This is a genomic window from Rhodococcus sp. OK302 (assembly GCF_002245895.1).
Lineage (GTDB): Bacteria > Actinomycetota > Actinomycetes > Mycobacteriales > Mycobacteriaceae > Rhodococcus_F.
In genome coordinates, this window is the sequence record NZ_NPJZ01000001.1 from 3,877,869 (window position 1) to 3,898,710 (window position 20,842).

General features: G+C 62.0%; 22 protein-coding genes. 8 read left to right on the forward strand and 14 right to left on the reverse strand.

Translation table 11 applies throughout. The features are described 5' to 3' along the window. Window positions 1-2: 2 nt before the first annotated feature. From BDB13_RS17805 to BDB13_RS17815, 3 genes are all read right to left on the reverse strand, one after another. The gene (locus BDB13_RS17805; RefSeq protein ID WP_254922858.1) at window positions 3-422 is read right to left on the reverse strand and encodes a hypothetical protein; all 420 of its coding nucleotides are present in this window, start codon (window positions 420-422) and stop codon (window positions 3-5) included. A 234-nt stretch (window positions 423-656) separates the two neighbouring features. Beyond that, window positions 657-977 (reverse strand): TfoX/Sxy family protein, encoded by a 321-nt coding sequence (locus tag BDB13_RS17810; RefSeq protein WP_094272803.1) that lies wholly within the window; start codon window positions 975-977, stop codon window positions 657-659. 122 nt (window positions 978-1,099) lie between these two features. Further along, window positions 1,100-1,402 (reverse strand): hypothetical protein, encoded by a 303-nt coding sequence (locus BDB13_RS17815; protein ID WP_094272804.1) that lies wholly within the window; start codon window positions 1,400-1,402, stop codon window positions 1,100-1,102. A gap of 384 nt (window positions 1,403-1,786) precedes the next feature. On the opposite strand from BDB13_RS17815, the gene BDB13_RS17820 reads away from it, so the two are divergent. From BDB13_RS17820 to BDB13_RS17835, 4 genes are all read left to right on the forward strand, one after another. Further along, complete coding sequence (locus BDB13_RS17820; RefSeq protein WP_094272805.1) at window positions 1,787-2,668, forward strand: hypothetical protein; 882 nt, start codon at window positions 1,787-1,789, stop codon at window positions 2,666-2,668. A 190-nt stretch (window positions 2,669-2,858) separates the two neighbouring features. Then, on the forward strand, window positions 2,859-3,410 hold the full coding sequence (locus BDB13_RS17825; RefSeq protein WP_094272806.1) for a hypothetical protein: 552 nt from the start codon (window positions 2,859-2,861) through the stop codon (window positions 3,408-3,410). 105 nt (window positions 3,411-3,515) lie between these two features. Next, window positions 3,516-4,568, forward strand: coding sequence for a hypothetical protein (locus BDB13_RS17830; RefSeq protein ID WP_094272807.1), 1,053 nt, complete (start codon window positions 3,516-3,518; stop codon window positions 4,566-4,568). After that, window positions 4,565-5,275, forward strand: a complete 711-nt coding sequence (locus BDB13_RS17835; RefSeq protein ID WP_094272808.1) for a hypothetical protein — start codon at window positions 4,565-4,567, stop codon at window positions 5,273-5,275. Before BDB13_RS17830 ends, BDB13_RS17835 begins: the two co-directional genes overlap by 4 nt. 17 nt (window positions 5,276-5,292) lie before the next feature. Here the strand turns inward: BDB13_RS17835 and BDB13_RS17840 are convergent, their stop codons facing one another. The 6 genes from BDB13_RS17840 to tkt all read right to left on the reverse strand — a co-directional run bounded on the left by BDB13_RS17840 (window position 5,293) and on the right by tkt (window position 12,939). Then, window positions 5,293-6,213: an SDR family oxidoreductase gene (locus BDB13_RS17840; protein WP_094272809.1), complete on the reverse strand. Its 921-nt coding sequence runs from the start codon at window positions 6,211-6,213 to the stop codon at window positions 5,293-5,295. Window positions 6,214-6,516: 303 nt separating this feature from the next. Further along, a complete protein-coding gene (gene pgl, locus BDB13_RS17845; protein WP_094272810.1) occupies window positions 6,517-7,257 on the reverse strand; it encodes a 6-phosphogluconolactonase in 741 nt (246 codons plus the stop codon). Next, window positions 7,250-8,158: a glucose-6-phosphate dehydrogenase assembly protein OpcA gene (opcA, locus tag BDB13_RS17850; protein WP_094272811.1), complete on the reverse strand. Its 909-nt coding sequence runs from the start codon at window positions 8,156-8,158 to the stop codon at window positions 7,250-7,252. The genes pgl and opcA overlap by 8 nt, the downstream gene beginning before the upstream one ends. Then, window positions 8,158-9,702, reverse strand: coding sequence for a glucose-6-phosphate dehydrogenase (zwf, locus tag BDB13_RS17855; RefSeq protein ID WP_094272812.1), 1,545 nt, complete (start codon window positions 9,700-9,702; stop codon window positions 8,158-8,160). The genes opcA and zwf overlap by 1 nt, the downstream gene beginning before the upstream one ends. A 4-nt stretch (window positions 9,703-9,706) precedes the next feature. After that, the gene (gene tal / locus BDB13_RS17860) at window positions 9,707-10,831 is read right to left on the reverse strand and encodes a transaldolase (protein ID WP_094274997.1); all 1,125 of its coding nucleotides are present in this window, start codon (window positions 10,829-10,831) and stop codon (window positions 9,707-9,709) included. A 5-nt stretch (window positions 10,832-10,836) separates the two neighbouring features. Then, on the reverse strand, window positions 10,837-12,939 hold the full coding sequence (gene tkt, locus BDB13_RS17865) for a transketolase (RefSeq protein WP_094272813.1): 2,103 nt from the start codon (window positions 12,937-12,939) through the stop codon (window positions 10,837-10,839). 218 nt (window positions 12,940-13,157) lie between these two features. On the opposite strand from tkt, the gene BDB13_RS17870 reads away from it, so the two are divergent. After that, window positions 13,158-14,141 (forward strand): heme o synthase, encoded by a 984-nt coding sequence (locus BDB13_RS17870; protein ID WP_094274998.1) that lies wholly within the window; start codon window positions 13,158-13,160, stop codon window positions 14,139-14,141. 22 nt (window positions 14,142-14,163) lie between these two features. Here the strand turns inward: BDB13_RS17870 and BDB13_RS17875 are convergent, their stop codons facing one another. Next, window positions 14,164-15,129, reverse strand: coding sequence for a quinone oxidoreductase family protein (locus BDB13_RS17875; RefSeq protein ID WP_094272814.1), 966 nt, complete (start codon window positions 15,127-15,129; stop codon window positions 14,164-14,166). A gap of 71 nt (window positions 15,130-15,200) precedes the next feature. Here BDB13_RS17875 and BDB13_RS17880 point away from each other — a divergent pair, with 71 nt between their 5' ends. Continuing rightward, complete coding sequence (locus BDB13_RS17880; protein WP_094272815.1) at window positions 15,201-15,569, forward strand: hypothetical protein; 369 nt, start codon at window positions 15,201-15,203, stop codon at window positions 15,567-15,569. Between the two features lie 67 nt (window positions 15,570-15,636). On the opposite strand, the gene BDB13_RS17885 is transcribed toward BDB13_RS17880, so the two are convergent. Then, window positions 15,637-16,602 (reverse strand): COX15/CtaA family protein, encoded by a 966-nt coding sequence (locus BDB13_RS17885; protein WP_254922859.1) that lies wholly within the window; start codon window positions 16,600-16,602, stop codon window positions 15,637-15,639. Window positions 16,603-16,616: 14 nt separating this feature from the next. Here BDB13_RS17885 and BDB13_RS32140 point away from each other — a divergent pair, with 14 nt between their 5' ends. Continuing rightward, window positions 16,617-16,781 (forward strand): hypothetical protein, encoded by a 165-nt coding sequence (locus BDB13_RS32140; RefSeq protein WP_176459607.1) that lies wholly within the window; start codon window positions 16,617-16,619, stop codon window positions 16,779-16,781. Between the two features lie 15 nt (window positions 16,782-16,796). After that, entirely contained in the window at window positions 16,797-17,252 is a 456-nt protein-coding gene (locus tag BDB13_RS17890) for a hypothetical protein (protein WP_094272816.1), read from the forward strand. Window positions 17,253-17,285: 33 nt separating this feature from the next. Here the strand turns inward: BDB13_RS17890 and BDB13_RS17895 are convergent, their stop codons facing one another. Genes BDB13_RS17895 through mptB form a run of 3 tightly spaced genes read right to left on the reverse strand, consistent with a single transcriptional unit; the run spans window position 17,286 to window position 20,817 of the window. Continuing rightward, window positions 17,286-18,128 (reverse strand): ABC transporter permease, encoded by an 843-nt coding sequence (locus tag BDB13_RS17895; protein WP_094272817.1) that lies wholly within the window; start codon window positions 18,126-18,128, stop codon window positions 17,286-17,288. Then, window positions 18,125-19,066, reverse strand: a complete 942-nt coding sequence (locus BDB13_RS17900) for an ABC transporter ATP-binding protein (RefSeq protein ID WP_094272818.1) — start codon at window positions 19,064-19,066, stop codon at window positions 18,125-18,127. The genes BDB13_RS17895 and BDB13_RS17900 overlap by 4 nt, the downstream gene beginning before the upstream one ends. Beyond that, window positions 19,063-20,817: a polyprenol phosphomannose-dependent alpha 1,6 mannosyltransferase MptB gene (gene mptB / locus BDB13_RS17905; protein WP_094272819.1), complete on the reverse strand. Its 1,755-nt coding sequence runs from the start codon at window positions 20,815-20,817 to the stop codon at window positions 19,063-19,065. Before mptB ends, BDB13_RS17900 begins: the two co-directional genes overlap by 4 nt. Window positions 20,818-20,842: the final 25 nt, after the last annotated feature.

A 20,842-nucleotide genomic window follows, 5' to 3' on the forward strand; every position in this document is an offset into this window, starting at 1 on the left:
TGCTAGTTGGTTGCCTGCGCTCGGATGAGTTGCGCAACCGTCGATGCCGAAATGCAGAGAACGATCGCCGAGGCGCCTACCAGCCACAAGCCCCATCCAATTGACGTGAGGACGGCGATCCCGGCAATGTCGATTCCCCGTTGAAGGATGGTCGCGGCGTTGGCCCCGGTGACGATCAATACCGCAACCCCAGCCAAGGGACCTACCCAGTGATTCTTCACTTCAGGAGTGATGCCGCGGAAAAGGTGCGTGAGCAGAGCAATTCCCGCACAGATGCCGAGCACGAGGGTGATCGAGCCACATTCGTCAATACCGGTCCGGTTCGACGTGTGGTTCGTCATCCACGGCCCGACGCTTCCGAAAATGATGCCCGTGCATGCCCAAATCGAAACGATCAGATTCGGCCGAAAATTGCTGGGCATGGTCGAAGGGGATTCCCGCGGAATTCTGACGGCATACTGCTCATACGGTCGATTCGGTGAGTACGTCACTCGGTGGACCATCCATTTCTTACGCCGCGGTCGAGCTTCTCTCGAGCGTATTTCGGAGTTTAAAGTCAACCCAGCTCGTTGTGATCGTATTGGCAATATCCGCTGAGCTGCATCGACATTCACGTACTCGGAACCCGCGATTATTGTTTTGTCGAGTGGATGGTGTCAGCGAGCGAAATTCAGTGCTTCTTGGATCCAACCTTCGAACTCGATACCGGAACTTGTGCCGGTTCGATCAACTTCCAGCCAACCTTTGCTCATCGGCTTACCCCGCATTTCGGCCCACTGTGCACCTTTGTGCGTCAGCAGTTCGTCGACGCGGTCCGGTTCGCATCGGACCATGAGGTTTCCGTGTGAATTTGCGCTGACCGCCAACTGTCCGTCGACCATGAAACTCAGGCCACCGAACATCTTGACCTCACTGACGCCGGTCTCGTGCTCGAGAGCGTCGCGGATGCGTTCTGCGAGAGCTTTGTCGTATGCCATGGGGCTGCTCCTGGGTTGTGATGTAGCGCATAACCTCATCGTGCTCAGCCCAGGCTAGACCGGGGGATGAAGGAACGGCTTCGGGCAACTATTGATTTCATGCAATTCTCTGCAAATTTTCACTATTTCCGGCCAATTCTCGGCAATGATCTGCTTGCGTAGCAATGATTCTCGGATCCTGCGGCGCGTCCAGCGTCGGTGACATCCTGCGAATTCTCGGCGACCTCGCGTAGGCGGTTCGGTCCGGACGCCGGAATCCGGGCAGCGGAGCCTAGAACAAATCCACCGGTTACCGCCACCGAGTGACCGTTCGGTAGCTGCGATGTCTCGAGATTCGCTCGATGAGGGACTTCGGCAGTGTGGGTGACGGTGCCGTCGCCAGTATTCGCCTCCGATGCGACGACTATCGCCACTGTGTCGTGCATTGTGGTGTAACCGTCAGGGATGCAGCAACTTTGAGAAAGATCGTGCGCTCGACCGCGACTCGCGACAAGGTGAAGTCAGTGGCAATGCCACCGAAACTCGCGTCGCTACGGCCAAGAGAACAGGCGGACAGGCGCCGGGGCGTAGTTGGCGCTCGAGAATCGCGACAGTGGTAGCCAGGCTCGGGGGAGTGGCGATGAAATGGCTCGAAGTCTGCGCAGGCGGGTCGAATCAGGACGACCGATGTTGGCGATTTGCAGGCATTTCAAGCGAGTTGCACCAAAAGATGGACGGATGTCCAAAATGCAGTTATTGTCTAGCAGCGTCGGGCAAAAAGGTCATTGGGCCTCAATCTGGCAATTGTCGGAACTCTTGAAAGGCCCTACATGCGGACCCTGCTCACGCTGGTCACTGCTGCTCTACTCGCTGTTGGTGCGCCCGCTGTGGCCGTTGCGCTGCCGGTGCAGCCAACTGCCGGCATTGCGAACACGTTTAGCATCGGTTTGATCGATGCGCCCGGACAGCCGTATATCGTTGCGACGCCCAACCCGGGAGATACGGTCACCCGGCAGGTGCGGGTTACTAACAACACCGGTGCAGCCCAGGATATTTCCGTGTACGCCGGTCCCGCCACTATGGACAACGGAAAGTTCAACGTGGAAAACGCGGGAGAGACAAACGCGCTCTCCACCTGGACCAGCGTTGACAAGCCCACTGTCTCCCTGGGGAACGGCGCCGCGAAGGACGTGACGGTCACCATCAAGGTTCCGTCCACAGCTCCGTCTGCAACTTTGTACGGGTCGATCTGGGCGGCAATCGGCAATTCTCGGGTGGGCGTGCGCATGGACGTGACGGTGGGAGGCACAAACGGACCGGCGGCAGATTTCCTGGTCACCGACCTCATTCCGCAGCGTCAGTCGGATGGCACTGCCGAGGTGGTCGCTTCGGTGACCAATACCGGTAACCATTCCGTAGACATGACCGGCACGCTGCATCTGACCGGCGGACCGGGCGGCCAATGGCTTGACGCGGTGCCGGCTCAGCCGACCACCCTCGCCGCGGGGGCGCGCGGAACTGTGGTGTTCGTGATCCCGAACAGTGCAACGCTGCCCAACGGTCCGTGGACGGCAGATACCCGCTTGAAGAATGGGTATTTCACCCATGAGCTCAAAAAGCCCATCACATTCCCGAATGCGGCCTCGCCGGCGACAGGATCGCTCGGATCGCTCGGATCCGGGTCGCTGGGGTCGCTGGGATTTGGTTCGTAACTCCGACTTGACGCCGGGCTTTCCCACGACGTCGCGCGATTCGTTTCGTTGTGAAAATTAGTAAGTACTAGTTGCCCGCACATGGCCGCTCGGGTCGGCCGTAGGGGCGCGAAGATGAAGATCATGGCGACCCGAGCGCTCCACATCAGGCCTCCGGAGTTCTCCGGAATCGCCTAAGAGAAGAGGAAACATGCGTAAGACTCTCATCGCCGCGGCGGCCATTGCCGCCACCGCCGGCTTGCTGATCCCGGGCGCCGTCGCGAATGCTGCTACTGACACCCAGGTTGTCGACTTCACCGTGACAGCGGCAGCAGGTGGCGGCCTCTCGGTGACCATCGGCGGACCGGTGAGCACCCTCGCGCTTCAATCGCTCGGTACCACGGCGAAGGGTAGCCTGACCCTGTTCGGTATCGGAGACTCCCGCGGTGGCGCGACTGGTTGGAACGCTTCTCTCGCACTTGAAGACTTCGCCAATGTGTCGAATCCAGCCATGAAGATCCCGGCCACCAACGCGACCTATACGCCGAACAGCGTGCTCGGGCTGATCGGCGGAGGATCTGCTCCCGTCGTGAGTACTCAGCTCAAGAACACCCCCACGGTTGTCATCACGCGCTCGAACCGTATTCCGGGAGCTTGGTTGGAAGCGGCGACGGTGCCGAATGTAGATGCTCTGTCCGTCGAAATTCCGACGTCCGTCGCGCTGGGGCAGTACAAGGCCACGCTGACGCTGTCCGCGGTCTAGTTTCAGGACTGTCTTACTTGCCGTCGCAGTAATAGTCAGCGACGGTCAGAATCAACTGTTCGGGGCGCCGATCGTGGCGCCCCGAACAGCTATGGAAGGTGATGTATGCGTGCACTACTCGCTCTGATAGCCGCCGCCGTGCTGATCGTCGGCGCTCCCGCCGTGGCGCTTGCTGACCCAGGTCAGGGCGACGGTAGCGGTACGTCATCGGGCTCGGTCACGATTTCCCTTCTCGACGTGGCTACCAGTCTCAAAGACGACCCGCGCGCGAATATCTACATCACCGACAATGTGCCTCCTGGCAAGACGATCACGCATCAAGTTCGTGTCACCAACAACACCGGGGCGCCGACCACCCTGGACGTGTACGCCGGGTCTGCCAAGATCGTCGACAGTGCTTTCACTCCGGAGAATCGCGGCGTGGATACGGCGTTGACCTCCTGGATTGCCCTCGACAAGTCGGAACTGCAACTCGATGACGGTCAGTCCGAAGACGTCACGGTCACCATCGCTGTGCCCGCCGACGCTCCGGAGGTGGAACAGTTCGGCGTGATTTGGGCGTCTACCCAGCCGGCGTCCGCAACTGGTGATCAAGTCCAGGTTGTCTCCCGAGTCGGAGTCCGGGTTTACCTGTCTGTCGGTGAAGGGAACGGCCCGCCATCAGATTTTGCGATCGCCAGTCTCACCCCACAGCGTGATGCCGACGGCAACGCAACGGTGGTTGCGAACGTCGAAAACACCGGTGGGCGGGCAATCGATGTGTCCGGCACGCTGGACCTCACTGACGGGCCGGGTGGGCTCACGGCAAACACTGTGAGCGCGAAGACGACAACAATCGTGCCCGGTGACGGCGGCGAGGTTGTCTTTGCTTTGCCGAACAGTGCCTCGCTCCCTGCCGGGCCTTGGCAGGGAGTTGTGAAACTCGAGAGCGGCTTCAACAAGCATGATTCATCAGTAAAAATTACGTTCCCGGACAAGGGGATTGGTGATTCCGTCAGCGAATCCAGCTCGATGTCGTGGGGCGCAATTATCGGCAGCGTCCTCGTTGTACTTGCAGTGATCCTCGCCGCCGCATACCTCTTGATCCGTCGCCGCCGCGCGGCGGCCGGAAACCAGTCTGACCACAGCGACAGTTCGCCTGGGGCGGAGCTGCCGTGAAGCATTCCCACTCCGCACGCCGTTCCGTTTCATTTTTGGCCGGCCTCGCCGCCGCTGGGGCACTGGTACTTGCCAGTGCACCAGCGGTGGTGGCCGAGCCAACGCCGTCGACCAGCTCTGCGACGTCCACTCCGATCGAATCGGAGCCGGAAACTGCAACCCCCAGTACAACGTCGGCGACAACAACGCCGAAGGCCACACGCACTCGCGTGCCGACACCCGATTCCGATGAGCTCACCACAAGCGCCGACGAAGGCCCCACGACCACTGTGTCGCCGACCACGAGCGCGACACCGGTCCAAGGCGTCGACAAGCACGAGGGCACTGGCGGACTCACAGTGTCGACGGGTCCGCTGGTGTTGAATGCGGCACCGAAGCCGGGCGGCGTCGTGAGCGGACAGATGACGGTCCAGGTTGCGGACAACCGGCCCCTGTCCACGGGGTGGAATGTCGATGTCAAGACCACGGACGCGTACGGCAGCGGTGGTGGCAGTTTCACGCCCGGCCCAGATTCCTATTATCGTGCGTCCGACACCGCATGCAGTTCCTCGAATGGAACCATGCCGTTGACAGCGCAGGCCGCGACCGTGGCGACGTCCACACAGAGTTGCCCCGATGCACGCTGGACATCCGAGGTGGGGGTCGCAGTTCCCGCCGATGTGGCACCGGACAACTACTCCATGACCATCACGCACTCGGTGTACTGACCGGCGTTCCAGCGGTGTCAGGCGGTTCGCCAGAAATCGGGCCGTGTGCCGTCGACATCGGTGAAACCGTATTCGACGCCTAGTTCGCCGGAACTGGCCGAGCGCTGGTTCCATCGAGCGCGTTCTGGATCTGCGGCGAGGGCTGCGACCGCTCGGCCCACAAACCGCGGGGATTCCGACCGCGCAAAATCTGGGGGAGCAGTGGGTCCTTCGCGCTCCGGATCGAGTGCCTTTCGCCAATCCGATTCTGTGACAACGAAATTGTCGAGCATCATTTCCGACCTCAACCATCCGGGCGTGAGAGCTACTGCGGTGCAACCGAATGGCGCGAGTTCGTGACCCTGCGAGTACGCGAGTCGGTTCACCGACACTTTTGCCAAGTCGTAGAACACGGATATTCGATAGTTTGACGCGTTGTATTCGGTAGTGCCGTCGGTCATTTCGACCACCAGGCCGCCTGGTCGGTCGATCATCAGAGGCAAGAGATGGTGCGACGTGATGATGTGCGTGTCCAGGGCCAGGCGCAGGATCTGAAATCCTCGGTCCAGATCGTGCTCCCAGACGGGGGTGTTCCACTCTTCGGGGCCGCCCTTGAGTAGTTCAGCACCCCAGATGTCATTGACCAGAATGTCGATGTGGCCGAAGTCGGCGCGTAATCGTTCCGCCAGGTGCGCCACCTGAGTGCTCTTGAGGTGGTCGACAGCAATCGGTATTCCGATGCCGCCCACCTCGTCGACCAGCGTCGCAGTCTCTTCGATGGTTTCGCTACGTGGGTAGTCGGACTGAAGTATGCCCGTGGAACTACTCCGGCCGGTACAGATTACTGTTGCCCCGGCTTCCCCCAAGGCTGCGGCAATTCCGCGCCCGGCGCCTCGGGTTGCTCCGGCTACAACTGCTACTCGCCCGCGCAGGGCATCTGCATTCGGTGTCCACGTCATTGGTCGATTCTTCTCGCAGTAGCCGATTCGTTTCAAGGCCTCGTACGGTTCGAGGAACCGAATGGGCCGACGGCGCGTCAAAGTTTATGACTACTGAAAGAACGTGGACCGGGGGGAACATGAATCGTTGCGTGGGCAGAGTGCCCACTGGAGAAATGGTGTCTCGACGATGAGTTCGGTTGTGTCGCAGCGAAACTCGGGGAGACTCGCGGCATTACGATCGGCTGAAATTTGCCGCGCCGCGGACGTTCCGCCGATCTGGGAGTCGCCCGAGGACGACTCCCAGTCGGTGTGAATCGAAGATCAGGACAACTGTGATGCAGCGTCCGAATCGAGGAACCAGCGAGTGGCAACCAAGCCGGTGGCACCGGCGCAGGGCCAGTCCACAGCTGCGGCGCCGCCGACAGCGGCTGCAACAGCCTCGGCTTTTGCAGCGCCCGAGACCAGCAGCCACACCTCTTTTGCGCGCTGGAGCGCAGGCAACGTCAGGGTGATGCGAACCGGCGGGGGCTTGGGGGAGTCCGTGACCGCGACAACAAATCGAGATTCTTCGCGAACGGCGTCGGTATCGGGGAACAGTGAGTTGATGTGCCCTTCACCGCCCATCCCGAGGAGGTGGACATCGAACGTCGGAACCTGATTTCCGTGTGCCTGCGCGCCCAGCAATTGCTCGTATGCCGTTGCTGCGCCCTGCGGATCGCCCTCGTAGATTCCGTCTGATGCTGCCATCGGATGCACACGTTCCGGATCGACCGGAACGTGATCGAGGAGTGCTTCCCGCGCCTGAACTTCATTACGTTCGGGATCGCCGGCGGGAAGGAAACGCTCGTCGCCCCAGTACAGGTCGATCTGCGCCCAGTCGATGTCGCCGGGCGCTTTGCGCAACTTCTCGAGCAATGCGATGCCGGTGCCGCCGCCGGTCAGGACGATAGAAGCGAAGCCTCGAGCCTTCTGGGCGTCGACGATCGTTGCCACCAGGCGTTCTGCGGCAGCATCGACGAGCTGTCCTGCGTCCGAAAACTTCTCTACGACAACATCACTCATAGGTAACCTTCTCCAAACCGGCCAAGGCCTCTTCGTAGATTTCGTCGGGATCGAGTCGGCGCAATTCCTCAGCCAGGCAGTCGCGGGTTTCGCGGCGACCCAACGAGACAAGCGCATCCGGCTGCCCCGTCCGGATCAGGGTTGCCGTGGTGCCTTCCTGCGGCCTGCTGATGGAGATGCTGCGCGTTTCGAGCTTCATCTCGACACACAGTTCGCCCGTGCGGCGGTACACCGGACCGTCGATCTTGGCAGCCAACCAGCCGGCCAAGATATCCAGTGCCGGTTCGGTTTTCAGGCCGGAGACCACTGCCGAGACGATCTTCTCGTGCGGCGGCTGATCGAGCGCCGACGCCAGAAGTGCACGCCAGTACGTCACGCGACTCCACGCCAGGTCGGTATCACCCGCGGTGTACGACGCGAGTCGAGCCTTGATGGTGGCGGTGGGATCGGGTGCGCCGGTGGCGTCGGTGATACGACGGATCGCAAGCTTGCCCACCGGATCCTTGGCCGGAATCTCGGGAGCCTCGAGCGGCCACCACGCGACGACCGGTGTGTCGGGGAGCAGGAACGGGATGACAACGCTGCTCTCGTGATCCGCGAGGGGACCGTAGAGACGCAACACCACTACTTCCGACGCACCGGCGTCGCCGCCGACTCGAATCTGTGCGTCGAGGCGAGGTTCACTCTGCTCGTCTCCGCGCAGAAGCACGATGACGCGGCACGGGTGCTCGCGGCTTGCTTCGTTTGCGGCTTCGATTGCGGCTTCGGCGTTGCCGGTGTCGCGGGTGCAGACGACAAGCGTTAACACGCGACCCAACGTGACGGCGCCGCCGGTCTTACGCAGCTCGACCAGTTTCTTGCTGACCTGAACCGTTGTGGTGGACGGCAAATCGAGAATCACTAGGGTCGTCTCCATTCGCGTCCGGTGCGGTTCATCATCTCGTCGGCTGAGGGTGGTCCCCACGTGCCGGCCTCGTAGGGTTCCGGCTTGCCGCCGGCTGCCCAGTGTTCGAGGACGGGATCGAGGATCTCCCAAGACAATTCGACTTCGGCGTTCACCGGGAACAGTGACGGCTCACCGAGCAGAACATCGAGGATGAGACGCTCGTACGCCTCCGGCGACGACTCGGTGAAGGCCTGACCGTACGAGAAGTCCATGTTGACGTCACGGACTTCCATGCTCGATCCCGGAACCTTGGAACCGAACCGCATGGTGACGCCCTCGTCAGGCTGCACACGGATGACCAGTGCGTTCTGACCGAGGTCCTCGGTCATGGTCTTGTCGAACGGAAGGTGCGGCGCACGCTTGAACACGACCGCGATCTCCGTGACACGACGACCCAACCGCTTGCCGGTGCGCAGGTAGAACGGAACACCGGCCCAACGGCGCGTATCCACTTCGAGGGTAATGGCCGCAAACGTCTCCGTAGTGGAATCGGCTGCGAATCCGTCCTCCTCGAGGAGTCCGATGACGGGCAGACCTCCCTGCCAGCCGCCCGCGTACTGACCGCGGGCCGTGGTCTCGTCGAGTGGCTCGGCGAGACGGGTGGCTGAGAGGACCTTGATCTTCTCGGCCTGAAGGTTGAGCGGCTCGAAACTGATCGGCTCTTCCATTGCAGTGAACGCCAACAGCTGAAGCAGGTGGTTCTGGATGACGTCGCGAGCAGCGCCGATGCCGTCGTAGTAACCCGCGCGGCCACCGAGACCGATGTCCTCGGCCATGGTGATCTGCACGTGGTCGACGTAGTGCGCGTTCCAGATCGGATCGAACAACTGGTTAGCGAAACGCAGAGCCAGGATGTTCTGAACCGTTTCCTTGCCGAGGTAGTGGTCGATACGGAAGACCGTGTCCTCGGGGAACACCTTGTTGACGACCGCGTTCAGCTCACGAGCACTTTCGAGATCGTGACCGAACGGTTTCTCGATGACGACGCGTCGCCACTGACCCTCCTCGGCTTGGGCGAGCCCGGATGCCGACAACTGCTCGAGAACCTGAGGGAAGTCGTCCGGCGGAATCGCCAGGTAGAAACCGTGATTGCCGCCGATGCCACGCTCGGTATCGAGCGTCGCCAACGTGTTGGCCAGGTTCGTGAAACCTTCGGCGTCGTCGAAGTTGCCCTTGACGAAACGGATGCCGTCGGCCAGACGCTCCCACACGCTTTGACGGAACTTGGTGCGTGCACCGTCCTTGACTGCGTCCAGGACTACCTGGGCGAAGTCTTCGTCAGTCCAGTCACGCCGGGCGAACCCGACCAGAGCGAATCCGGGCGGCAGCAGTCCTCTGTTGGCAAGGTCGTAGATTGCCGGCATGAGCTTGCGTCTGGCCAAGTCGCCGGTGACCCCGAAAATCACCAGGGCGCAAGGCCCGGCGATATGCGGAAGACGTTTGTCCGTACTGTCCCTGAGGGGATTGACCCAATCTGCTGCCGCCGCGGAATCGCTCACCGGCTCAGCTCTTCTGGGTTGCTACGCGGAGCTGCTCGGCCGTGGCCTCGAGCAGTTCGTTCCAGGAAACCTCGAACTTGTCGACGCCCTCGGTCTCGAGAACGTTGAACACGTCCGTGAGATCGATGCCGACGGCTACAAGCTGATCGAAGATCGCCTGAGAAGCTGCAGCCGTGCCGGAGATGGTGTCGCCCGTGACGTCGCCGTGGTCGGCGAGCGCGTCGAGCGTCTTTTCCGGCATGGTGTTGACCGTGTTGGGTGCAACCAGTTCCGTGACGTAGAGCGTGTCCGGGTAGGCGGTGTTCTTGACGCCGGTGGACGCCCACAGGGGACGCTGCGCCTTGGCACCGTCAGCGAGGAGAGCCTGGAATCGCGGCGCGACCTCGAAAACCTGCTGGTACGCGTTGTACGCCAGACGGGCGTTGGCCAGAGCAGCCTTGCCGCGAAGCTCGAGAGCGTCCGGCGTGCCGATGGCGTTCAGGCGGTTGTCGATCTCGGAATCCACGCGGGAGACGAAGAACGACGCGACGGACTCGATGGACGAGATGTCGCGGCCGGCAGCCTTGGCCGTCTCCAGACCGTCGAGGTACGCGCCCATGACGGCTTCGTAACGCTCGACCGAGAAGATCAAGGTGACGTTGACGCTGATGCCCTCACCGATCACCTTGGCGATGGCGGGAATGCCGGCCAGCGTCGCGGGGATCTTGATGAGAACGTTCGGGCGATCCACGATCTTGTGCAGTTCGATTGCCTGCGCGACAGTGGCATCGGTGTCGTGTGCCAGACGAGGATCGACCTCGATGGACACACGACCGTCGACACCATTGGAGGCCTCGAACTGCGGTGCCAGGATGTCGCACGCTGCGCGGACGTCGTCGGTGGTGACTGCCGTAATCGTGGCGTCGACATCGGCGCCGCTCTGGGCGAGTTCACGAACCTGCGCGTCGTAATCCGAGCCCTTGGAGAGAGCAGCCTGGAAGATCGACGGGTTGGTCGTGACGCCAACGATCGACTTGGTGTCGATGAGGTTCTGCAGGTTTCCGGACTGGATGCGATCTCGCGAAAGATCATCCAGCCAGATGGAAACGCCTGCAGCGGAGAGCTTTTCGGTGTTCACATTCTGTGTCATCGAGATCATCCCTTCACAGCTGCGAGGGAGCGCTGCGCGGCCGCGACAGTCGCGTCGGCAGTGATGCCGAACTCCCGGTACAAGGTCTTGTAATCGGCAGAAGCGCCGTAGTGCTCGATCGAGACGGCCTGGCCGGCGTCGCCGAGAATGCGCCACCACGGCATCGCGATGCCGGCTTCGACGGACACGCGTGCGCGGACGGCAGGCGGAATGACCTCGTCGCGGTACGCCTGATCCTGCTCGAGGAACCAATCGAGGCAAGGAACAGAAACGACGCGAGTGGCGACGCCCAGAGCTTCGAGGGTCTCACGAGCCTCGGTCGCGAGGTGCAGCTCGGAACCGGTGGCCAGCAAGATGACCTCGGGTGCACCGTTGGCGGCATCGGCCAGCACGTAGGCGCCACGCTTGACGCCGGCGGCTGCCTTTTCCCGGGTGCCTTCGAGAACGGGGACGTCCTGGCGGGTGAGTGCCAGAGCCGTCGGGCCGGTCTTGTGCTCGAGAGCTGCCTGCCAGGCGAACGAAGTCTCGTTGGCGTCACCCGGACGCACCACGGACAGGTTCGGGATAGCGCGCAGAGCAGCGAGGTGCTCGATCGGCTGATGCGTCGGGCCGTCTTCGCCCAGGCCGATGGAGTCGTGGGTCCAGACGTACGTGACCGGCGTCTTCATCAATGCAGCCAGGCGAACGGCCGGACGCATGTAATCGGAGAACACCATGAACGTTCCGCCGTACGGGCGGGTCGGGCCGTGGAGTGCGATGCCGTTGAGGATCGAGCCCATCGCATGCTCACGGATACCGAAGTGGAGCGTGCGGCCGTAAGGCTTCGCGTTCCAGTCGTTGGTGGAGATGGAGTACGGGCCGAACGAATCGGCGCCCTTGATGGTGGTGTTGTTGCTGCCCGCGAGGTCAGCGGAACCGCCCCACAGCTCAGGCAGGATCGGGCCCAGCGCGTTGAGCGCGGATCCGGAAGCCTTACGGGTGGCAACACCCTTGGCGTCGGGCTCGTACGTCGGGAGAGCGTCAGCCCAGCCCGCCGGGAACTCGCCGGCGTGGAGACGATCGAAGAGGGCCTTGGCCTCGGACTCACGCGCTGCCCAGGCGTCGAACTCGACCTGCCAGCTCTTGTGTGCGTCGGCGCCGCGGGCGACAACCTCACGGGCATGAGCCAGAGCGTCGGCGTCGACGTCGAACGACTTGGACGGATCGAAGCCGAGAGCTTCCTTGACTGCCGCAACTTCCTCAGCACCCAGAGCGGAACCGTGAACGTCACCGGTGTTCATCTTCTTCGGTGCCGGGAAACCGATGATGGTGCGCAGCAAAATGATCGACGGACGATCGACGACGGCCTTGGCCGCGGCAACTGCGTCGAGAATGCCGGAGACGTTCTCGCCGCCCTCGACATGCTGAACGTGCCAGCCGTATGCCTCGTAGCGCTTGCCGACATCTTCGCCGAGAGCGATGGCGGTGTCGTGCTCGATGGAGATCTTGTTGTCGTCGTAGAAGACGATCAGGTTGCCCAGTTCCTGGACACCCGCCAGCGACGACGCTTCAGACGTGACACCTTCTTCGATGTCACCGTCCGACGCGATCACGTAGATGTGATGGTCGAAAGGCGAGGCTCCGACCGGGGTCTCCGGATCGAACAGTCCACGCTCGCGGCGTGAAGCCATCGCCATGCCCACAGCGGACGCGAGGCCCTGGCCGAGAGGACCCGTCGTCATCTCGACGCCGACGGTGTGACCGAACTCCGGGTGGCCCGGAGTGAGGGCGCCCCACGTACGGAGAGCTTCGAGGTCCGCCAGTTCGAGGCCGTAGCCCGACAGGTAGAGCTGCGTGTACAGCGTCAGAGACGAGTGGCCGCAGGAGAGGATGAAGCGGTCGCGCCCGACCCACTCTGCATCCGACGGGTCGTGGCGCATGACGCGCTGAAACAGGGTGTAAGCCAACGGCGCCAAGCTCATTGCGGTTCCGGGATGGCCGTTGCCGACCTTCTGAACCGCGTCAGCGGCGAGCACGCGGGCGGTATCGACAGCCTTGGTGTCCAGGTCGGTCCAGTCCGAAGGATGGACTGGTTGCGTGAGGACGTGGATCTCGTCTGTGATCGACACTGGCAGATGTCTCCTGACATTGTGTACGTGGATTGCGAGGGGTGGGGTGTCCCTCCACTGCGTCACCTAGCCTAATGGTCCCAGCTGTCCGGGTCGATTCGGTTCCACGAAGGCCGCGGTCTACCATCGTGCGTAGTAGAAAAACCGATAGTCCATCAGAAGTGTCAGCAGTGTGTCGTGAAGAGATAGTGCGGTAACGCGTGGTGCAAGGAGAGAACGTGCGGACAGGGCAGCAGCCGAGCGGACATGGCTTCGGCAGCCCCGGAGCAGCCCCACGGGCGACCAATCAGAACTCGGTTCTAGGTCGCGCATTGGGCAAGGTTCTGGCGTACATCGCGCTCACGAAGCCGCGAGTCATCGAATTGCTGTTGGTAGCAACAATTCCGGCGATGCTCATGGCAGACCGCGGAAATGTCGACCTCTGGCTGGTGCTGAGCACCCTGTTCGGTGGATGGATGGGCGCCGCAAGCGCCAACTCCCTCAACTGCGTCGTCGACGCAGACATCGACAAGGTGATGAAGCGCACCGCCAAGCGTCCACTGGCACGAGAAGCCGTCCCGACGCGCAATGCGCTCATCTTCGGTTTGGTTCTCGGACTGGCGTCGTTCCTGTGGCTGTGGTGGCGCGCGAACCTGCTGGCGGCCGTGCTTATCGTCATCACCATCGCGTTCTACGTGCTGATCTACACGATGGTTCTCAAGCGTCGTACCTGGCAGAACGTCATCTGGGGTGGCGCTGCGGGTTGTATGCCCGTCATGGTCGGCTGGGCCGCTGTCACCGGTTCGATCAGCTGGGAACCCATTGTTCTGTTCCTGATCATCTTCTTCTGGACGCCTCCGCACACCTGGGCCCTCGCCATGCGTTACAAAGAGGACTACAAGGCTGCCGGCGTTCCCATGCTCCCCGTCATCGCGACCGAAGAGCACGTCACCAAGCAAATCCTGTTCTACAGCTGGGCAATGGTTATCACCAGCTTCCTCTTGGTTCCCGCTGCCGGCCTGGTTTACGCCATCGTTGCTCTGCTTGCCGGTGCCTGGTTCCTGCTCATGGGGCACCAGTTGTACCGCAGCGTTCGCGGCGGCGCCGAGGTCAAGCCGTTGAAGCTGTTCCTGCAGTCCAACAACTACTTGTCCGTGCTGTTCGTCGGCCTGGCCATCGACTCCGTACTCGGGCTGCAGACGATCGGCAACATGTTCAGCTGATCGCCTGCAGCATCTGAATCGACTACGGGATCAGCACGATCGATCCCGTAGTCGCTCGGCTTTCCAGATCGCGATGAGCCTGGGCAGCGTCTGCCAACCGATACTCGGCTCCGACGCGAATATTCAAAGTTCCCGCTGCAATGGCGTCGAACACTTCACCGGCTCGCCACAGCATTTCCTCACGGGTCCGGATGTAATGAGCCAACGTCGGACGCGTCAGGAAGAGTGATCCCGACGCATTGAGCCGCTGCGGATCGAGCGGCGGAACAGCGCCACTGGCAGCGCCGAAAAGCGCTACCGTTCCGCGAATTCGCACCGACGCCAGGCTGGCATCGAACGTCGTGGCGCCCACTCCGTCGTAGGCTACAGCCACTCCATCACCGCCCGTCAGCTCACGTACGCGGGCCGCGATGTCGTCGTCGTACCGCAGAACTTCCGACGCCCCGGCATCGCGTGAGAGTTGTTCTTTTGCATCCGAAGACACCGTCGTGATGACCCGTGCGCCGAGGGCTACTGCCATCTGGGTGAGGATCAAACCCACTCCGCCGGCACCGGCATGAACGAGGATGGTGTCGCCCGCTTGAATCGGGTACGTCGACTTCGCGAGGTAGTGCGCAGTCATTCCTTGTAGGAGTGCCGACGCGGCAACCGGGGCCGGAACACCATCGGGAACTTTCACGGCGACAGCGGCCGAGACAACCACCTTTTCGGCGTAACTTCCGGTGGCTGCCGCCCACGCAACCCTGTCGCCGACGGAGAATTCCGTCACATCTGTGCCCACTGCTTCGACGACGCCAGAGCCCTCGTCGCCCGGAATGTAGGGGAGATTTCTCGGATACATGCCCATCCGGAAATAGGTGTCGATGAAATTGATGCCGATTGCTTCGGTGCGAACGAGCAGATCGTTGGCGCCGGGTGTGGGGTCGGGTTGTTCGGACACAGTGAGAACGTCTGGTCCGCCGGTTTCTGAAACGTAGATGGCTTGCATGTTTTCTGTTCTACACCGGTTGGGTCGATGCCTCATGTTGCAGCTGTTCTACTGCCCAGTATTGTCGAGCTATGAGCACCGATACCGAGAAGTCGGACGCCACACCGTCCGCTGCTGCGCCGGAACTTCCGAAGTCCACGGTCAAGGCAATCACCAAATTCGTTGCTGAGCACGGTGGCTCCGCCAGCGCCGTCATTCAGCCTGTCGGCCTAGCCGGCGTTCGCATCACACTCGTGGGTGCCGACGGCAGCCTGGGCGACCAGGTAGTCGAGGACCTTGCCACGGCAAATGCCGTCGTCGCGTCCTTCGACACTGTCACTGTTGCCGAGTGGGAGCGTGAACTCACCAGCATCGTCACTCCGGTGGACGGTCACTTCAAGAAGATGGCCGGATGGGTCGCCAACCAGACGCGTTTCCCGAAGGCACGCAACGAATCCTGAAAACAGAAGTGGGGCGGTCAGAAACACCTTGTCGGTGTTCTGACCGCCCCACTTGTATCTGTAGGTATCAGGCCGGTACAGCCGCGGGTTCGTACTGCCTCGTCTTGCCCGCTGCCCAGACAGCTGCAGTTGCAGCTGTGCACAATCCGGCGCCGGCAACGTGGAAGATGACCAGGATCGCCGGGACGTCGGTGAAGTACTGAACAAGACCGATCAAACCCTGAGCAACGATCAGAACAAGCAGAACCTGCAGACGTTTTTTCACTGCACTGGACGCACCGACGGCGTAGACGCCGAACGCCAAACCAACCGAAAGTGCGAGGTAGGCGACCAACATCTGTGCGTGCAGATGGACGAGGGTGACGATCTCGATCTGGAGTCGCGGCACAATCCGGTCCAGGTTCTTGTCTCCCGCGTGGGGACCAGCGCCCGTCACGAGGGTGCCGGCCACCAGCACACCGGCGAGTGCGACACCGGACAGTGCGGCGAGCCAGCGCAGCGGCTTGGGCATGACGATCAACGTTGTCGCATCGTCGGGTTCCGCTATCTTGGCGTACATGACGGTGGCAATCCAGACCATCAGCATCGACGCGACCAGGTGAATGGCAACCGTCCACCAGAGCAGCCCGGTAAGGACGGTGATGCCGCCCATGATTGCCTGCAGAACCGTGCCGAGGGGGATCATCCACGCGTACACAAGAACCTCGCGACGACGACGCGCACGCGTCACAGCCAGCACGATTGCGGCAGCAACGATGACTACGACAAACGTGAGCAGGCGGTTACCGAACTCGACGATTTGGTGAACAACCGCAACCTCGCCGTGGCCGACCGGAACAAAGCTGCCCGGGAAGCATTGCGGCCACGTGGGGCAACCCAACCCGGATGCTGTCACGCGCACAACCGCACCCGTGACAGCGATGCCGCCCTGGGTCAAGATCACGATGAACGCGATGATCTTCTGTGTCTTCAGCGAGGGGAGAGGTAGTCGATCCACCAAGCTCAAAAATCCGGAATATGCACGATTCACCACGCCAACGATGGTAGTTGGCCATCAACTACGCAGTGTCGTTGGGGCAGCGCGATCGTGATCGTGATCGCACACAACTCGTGTCGTTATGGCTGGACCAACCGTCGCTGGTCGAGTTGCGTGCATCGACGCAAGGTTTCGACGAGGCGCGCCGGAGAAACTCCCGTAGTCGAAAGCGGTGAAATCGGAGGGAATCCATGACCGAAAGTCTGCGCACCCCGACAGGCCGCCGATACTGTGCCGGAATTGCGATCCTTGGCATTCTCTCGTTGGCGGGCGCACCCGCTGCTTCAGCGGCGCCGACCGATAGCGTCCTCGCCATACCGATCGCAGGCGTCGCCACCGGCGTGACAGGCCTTTACGGTGAGGCGTTCAGCCAGTTCATCACTGCCAGGACCGATACTGACACCCCGGGAATCACCCAGTTCCTCGGCGGGCAACGTGGTTGTGCCTGCGTCGTTCACTGGCGCAATCTGTCGACGGGGCTGACCGGCGACACCTTCGCGGGGTTCGACCCATCCCCGGTATGGGCTTCACCGACTGCGGGGATTGCAGCCACGGGCTCAGGAGTTCTGGTTGCCACGGCAACAGTCAGTGGTGCTGGACTGCCCATAACGGCGCTGCCCGGCGCCGGTGTGTGGACTGTCCCGTAGCCACAAGCACTGGGGGTCCTGTTCGTCCTCGGCTCAGGTGAACTTGAACCAACGTACTGCGCCGACGGTACCGAGTGCAGCCCAGACGACGAGGACCAGGATTGCGAACCAGTCCATGGATGTGGCGAGGGCTGCGTCGAGTGCGTAGGCCAATGCTCCGGATGGAACCAACCGCACCAGGGTCTGCACAGCGTCGGGAATGTCTCCACTGACAAAGACCATGCTGCCGATGCCTGCCATGGCGAACCACAGGATGTTGGCAAGTGCGAGAACAATTTCCGCCCGCAAAGTGCCACCGAGAAGAAGTCCGAGTGACGCAAATGTGATGGTGCCCAAAGCGATGACAACTGCGCCGAGCAAGAGTTCGGTAAACGTTGGGCGCCAACCCAATGCCAATCCGATCGCGCCGAGCAGTAGCGACTGCAGAGCGACGACGATGATGACGGATGCACTCTTGCCCGCGATGATTCCCCAACGTGGAAGTGGCGTCGCACCAAGGCGTTTGAGGGCGCCGTATCGGCGGTCGAAGCCCACGGCGATGGCTTGGCCGGTGAAAGCCGTCGACATCACAGCGACCATCATGACGCCGGGAAGTACGGTACTGACCCGGGAATCGCCGAGATCGCCGATCGGAAGGAGTGACAGTCCGATGAGCAGCGTGATGGGGATGAACATGGTGAGCAGCAATTGCTCACCGTTGCGCAGCAACAACGTCAGTTCGAGTTTGGTCTGTGCCGCCATCATTTTCGACGCGGAGTTAGCTCGAGGATCGGGGGAGAACGTCCCGGGCTCGAAGCGGTTCTCGGCCAATCGTCGGTCTCGGGCGCTGTTCTGACTGTTCGACACTGTTTCGTTCACGACCTTGATTCCCGTCATCCCCTCAGATCACGACCCGTCAACTCGAGGAAGACGTCTTCCAAACTACGTTGATCGACGCGAATGTCGTTGATCAGTACATTCTGCTCAGCGCACCACGTCGCCACCGTCGCGACTGTAGACGGCTCGATCGCACCCTCGATCAAATATGTTCCGGGGTTGGATTCGGCGACGCGGAATCCCGCCAGGGACGTCGCCAAGGAGTCGACGCTCAACCCGGCGGTCGTGGTCAACCGCAATTGTCCTTCGGCACCCTTGCTGGTCACCTCGGCCGGAGTTCCCGATGCGACGATGCGACCGTGGTCGATGATGACCAACTCGTCGGCAAGCGCTTCGGCTTCGTCCATGAGGTGAGTGGTGAGGAGGATGCTGACGCCGTCACGACGCAGTGCGTCGATCAATTCCCACACCAACAGGCGGGCCTGGGCGTCGAGGCCCGCCGTCGGCTCGTCGAGGAAGACAAGCTCCGGACGCCCGACGAGAGCGCACGCCAACGACAGTCGCTGTTGCTGGCCGCCGGAGAGGCGTCGGTACGGGGTTTTCCGGGCGTCGGTCAGTCCGAGCTTCGACAGGAGCCACGTGGGATCGAGGGGATCAGCGGAGTAGGCAGCGACGAGGTCGAGCATCTCGCCGGCCTTGGATCCGGGATACGCACCGCCGCCTTGGAGCATCACGCCAATCCGGGAACGAACTTCTCCGGAGTCTGCGATGGGATCGAGGCCGAGAACGCGCACAGTGCCTGAATCGGGTGTGACAAAACCTTCACACATCTCGACGGTGGTGGTTTTTCCGGCACCGTTCGGTCCGAGCAGGGCAACGACCTGCGCGGATTCAACGGTGAGATCGATACCGTCCACGGCGCGCACGCCGTCGAACGATTTGACGACACCTTCGATGCGCACGGCCGGCGTCGACGATCTTGAAGCTCTCGAGGTCACGGGGAATCAGCGTAAGCCCCCGGGGAGCCGACTTGGTCCGCTGGCCCGGATTTCGTGATTTCCGCTACTGGTTTGTCGATGCGCCAGGGAAGTGACTTTCGGGTGATGTAGATCAACAATGCTGCGGTGATGATGGTGGCGACAACTGCTTGCACGATCATGAACGGCAGGTATTCGGCGCCGTTCGACATCAGCATGACGCTGACGATCGACGTGAAAACAACGGCCGGTACTCGGAAGATCGGTGCGGTTGCCCAGGCTGCGAGGGGGAGTATCGCCCACAGTAGGTACCACGGCTGGACAACCGGGAACAGCAGAACGATGGCACCCAGCGCGATGCCGAGTCCACCGACCGCGTGGATGCGGCCCATGTAGACGGCCATCATCATTCGGGCCGTGATCAGAACTGCGACCAGGTAGGCGATGGGTCGGGTGATGGTGAGAATCGCCGTCGTATGGTCGCCGAGTCCGAGGAGTACGCCGACCAAGCCGGTGCCGACGCCCAGGATTGTGGGTATCGACATCCAGCTGCGAACGACCGTCGCGGTATTGAGCGTGTTGACCCAGCCCATACCCAGACCGCTGGCAACACTGATGAAGCCGATCACGATGACGGTGACCGCAGCCAACAGCGCCGCGGCCGAGAAGAACGCCTTCCAGTTCGCGCCCCAGCGGCGGGACAAGGCCATTCCGACAAATCCGAGCGCCAGCAGGGACGGAATCTTGACGGTCGCTGACAATGCGATCAATCCGGATCCGGCGATCAGTAACGCCAGTGAGCGTCCACGGATGGGGCCCGTGCCTTCGACGGCTCGAAGCGCCACCTCGATTCCGGCGAGCATGAGTCCGAGCATGAGGGCTTCGTTATGGATTCCGGCCACAAGGTGGAACAGCAGAAGCGGATTGGCCGCACCGAGCCACAGGGAGCTGACTGCGGAGACCCCACATCGTTTGGCCAACCGAGGCAGGGCCCACACGATCAGTGCAACGCCGAAGAGGACGAGGAGGCGATGAAGGAAAATGCCGGCGACGATGTTGTCACCGGTCAGCGAGCTGATTCCGCGTCCGAGCCACAAGAAGAAGGGCCCGTACGGAGCTGGTGTGTCTCGCCAGATCGTGGGAACAGTGCGAGTGAGAACGTGGTCGACACCGAGAGCAGCCTTGGGGCCGATCAAGTAGGGATCGAGTCCACGCGCCGCGATCTCGCTCTGCGCGAGGTACGAGTACACGTCCCGACTGAACATCGGCGGTGCGACGGACAGCGGAAGGATCCACAGCAGGAGCGTCCGGTCGAGCTGGGATCGGCTCATTCTCCGCGGCGCACCCTTGCGGCTGCGTAGATCGCCGACGGCAAACCGGCCCATCATCAACCACGCGAGTACAACGAGAACGGTGCCGGTCATCGTCATCGTGAGAGATACGGTCGGCATGCGGCCGGGAAGGCTCAACACCCGCAGTCCGGCGGTCGGGTTCTGGAGGACCGGCTGCGCGCCGGCGCCCAGGGCGCCGATTGCCATCAGTACCGAGCCGGTGGCTCCGAATCGCCGAATCCCGCGTAGCTGCGCGGTTTCCTTCTCGTTGAGTCCGGGGCGCTCGTCTTCGTCGCCGTGAAGTGCGGCCGTCATCGACTGCCGCGGCTTCGACCCGAAGGGACGGACGCCGAGAACGGAAAGGGCTAGATGCTTGGGTTTGTCCAGCAGGATCGCGCGGGTGGACTGCGCGGTCGTCGTCTGCGTGGGGGTCTGTGGCACCCAGGAAGCGTAGCGGCTCCCTCTT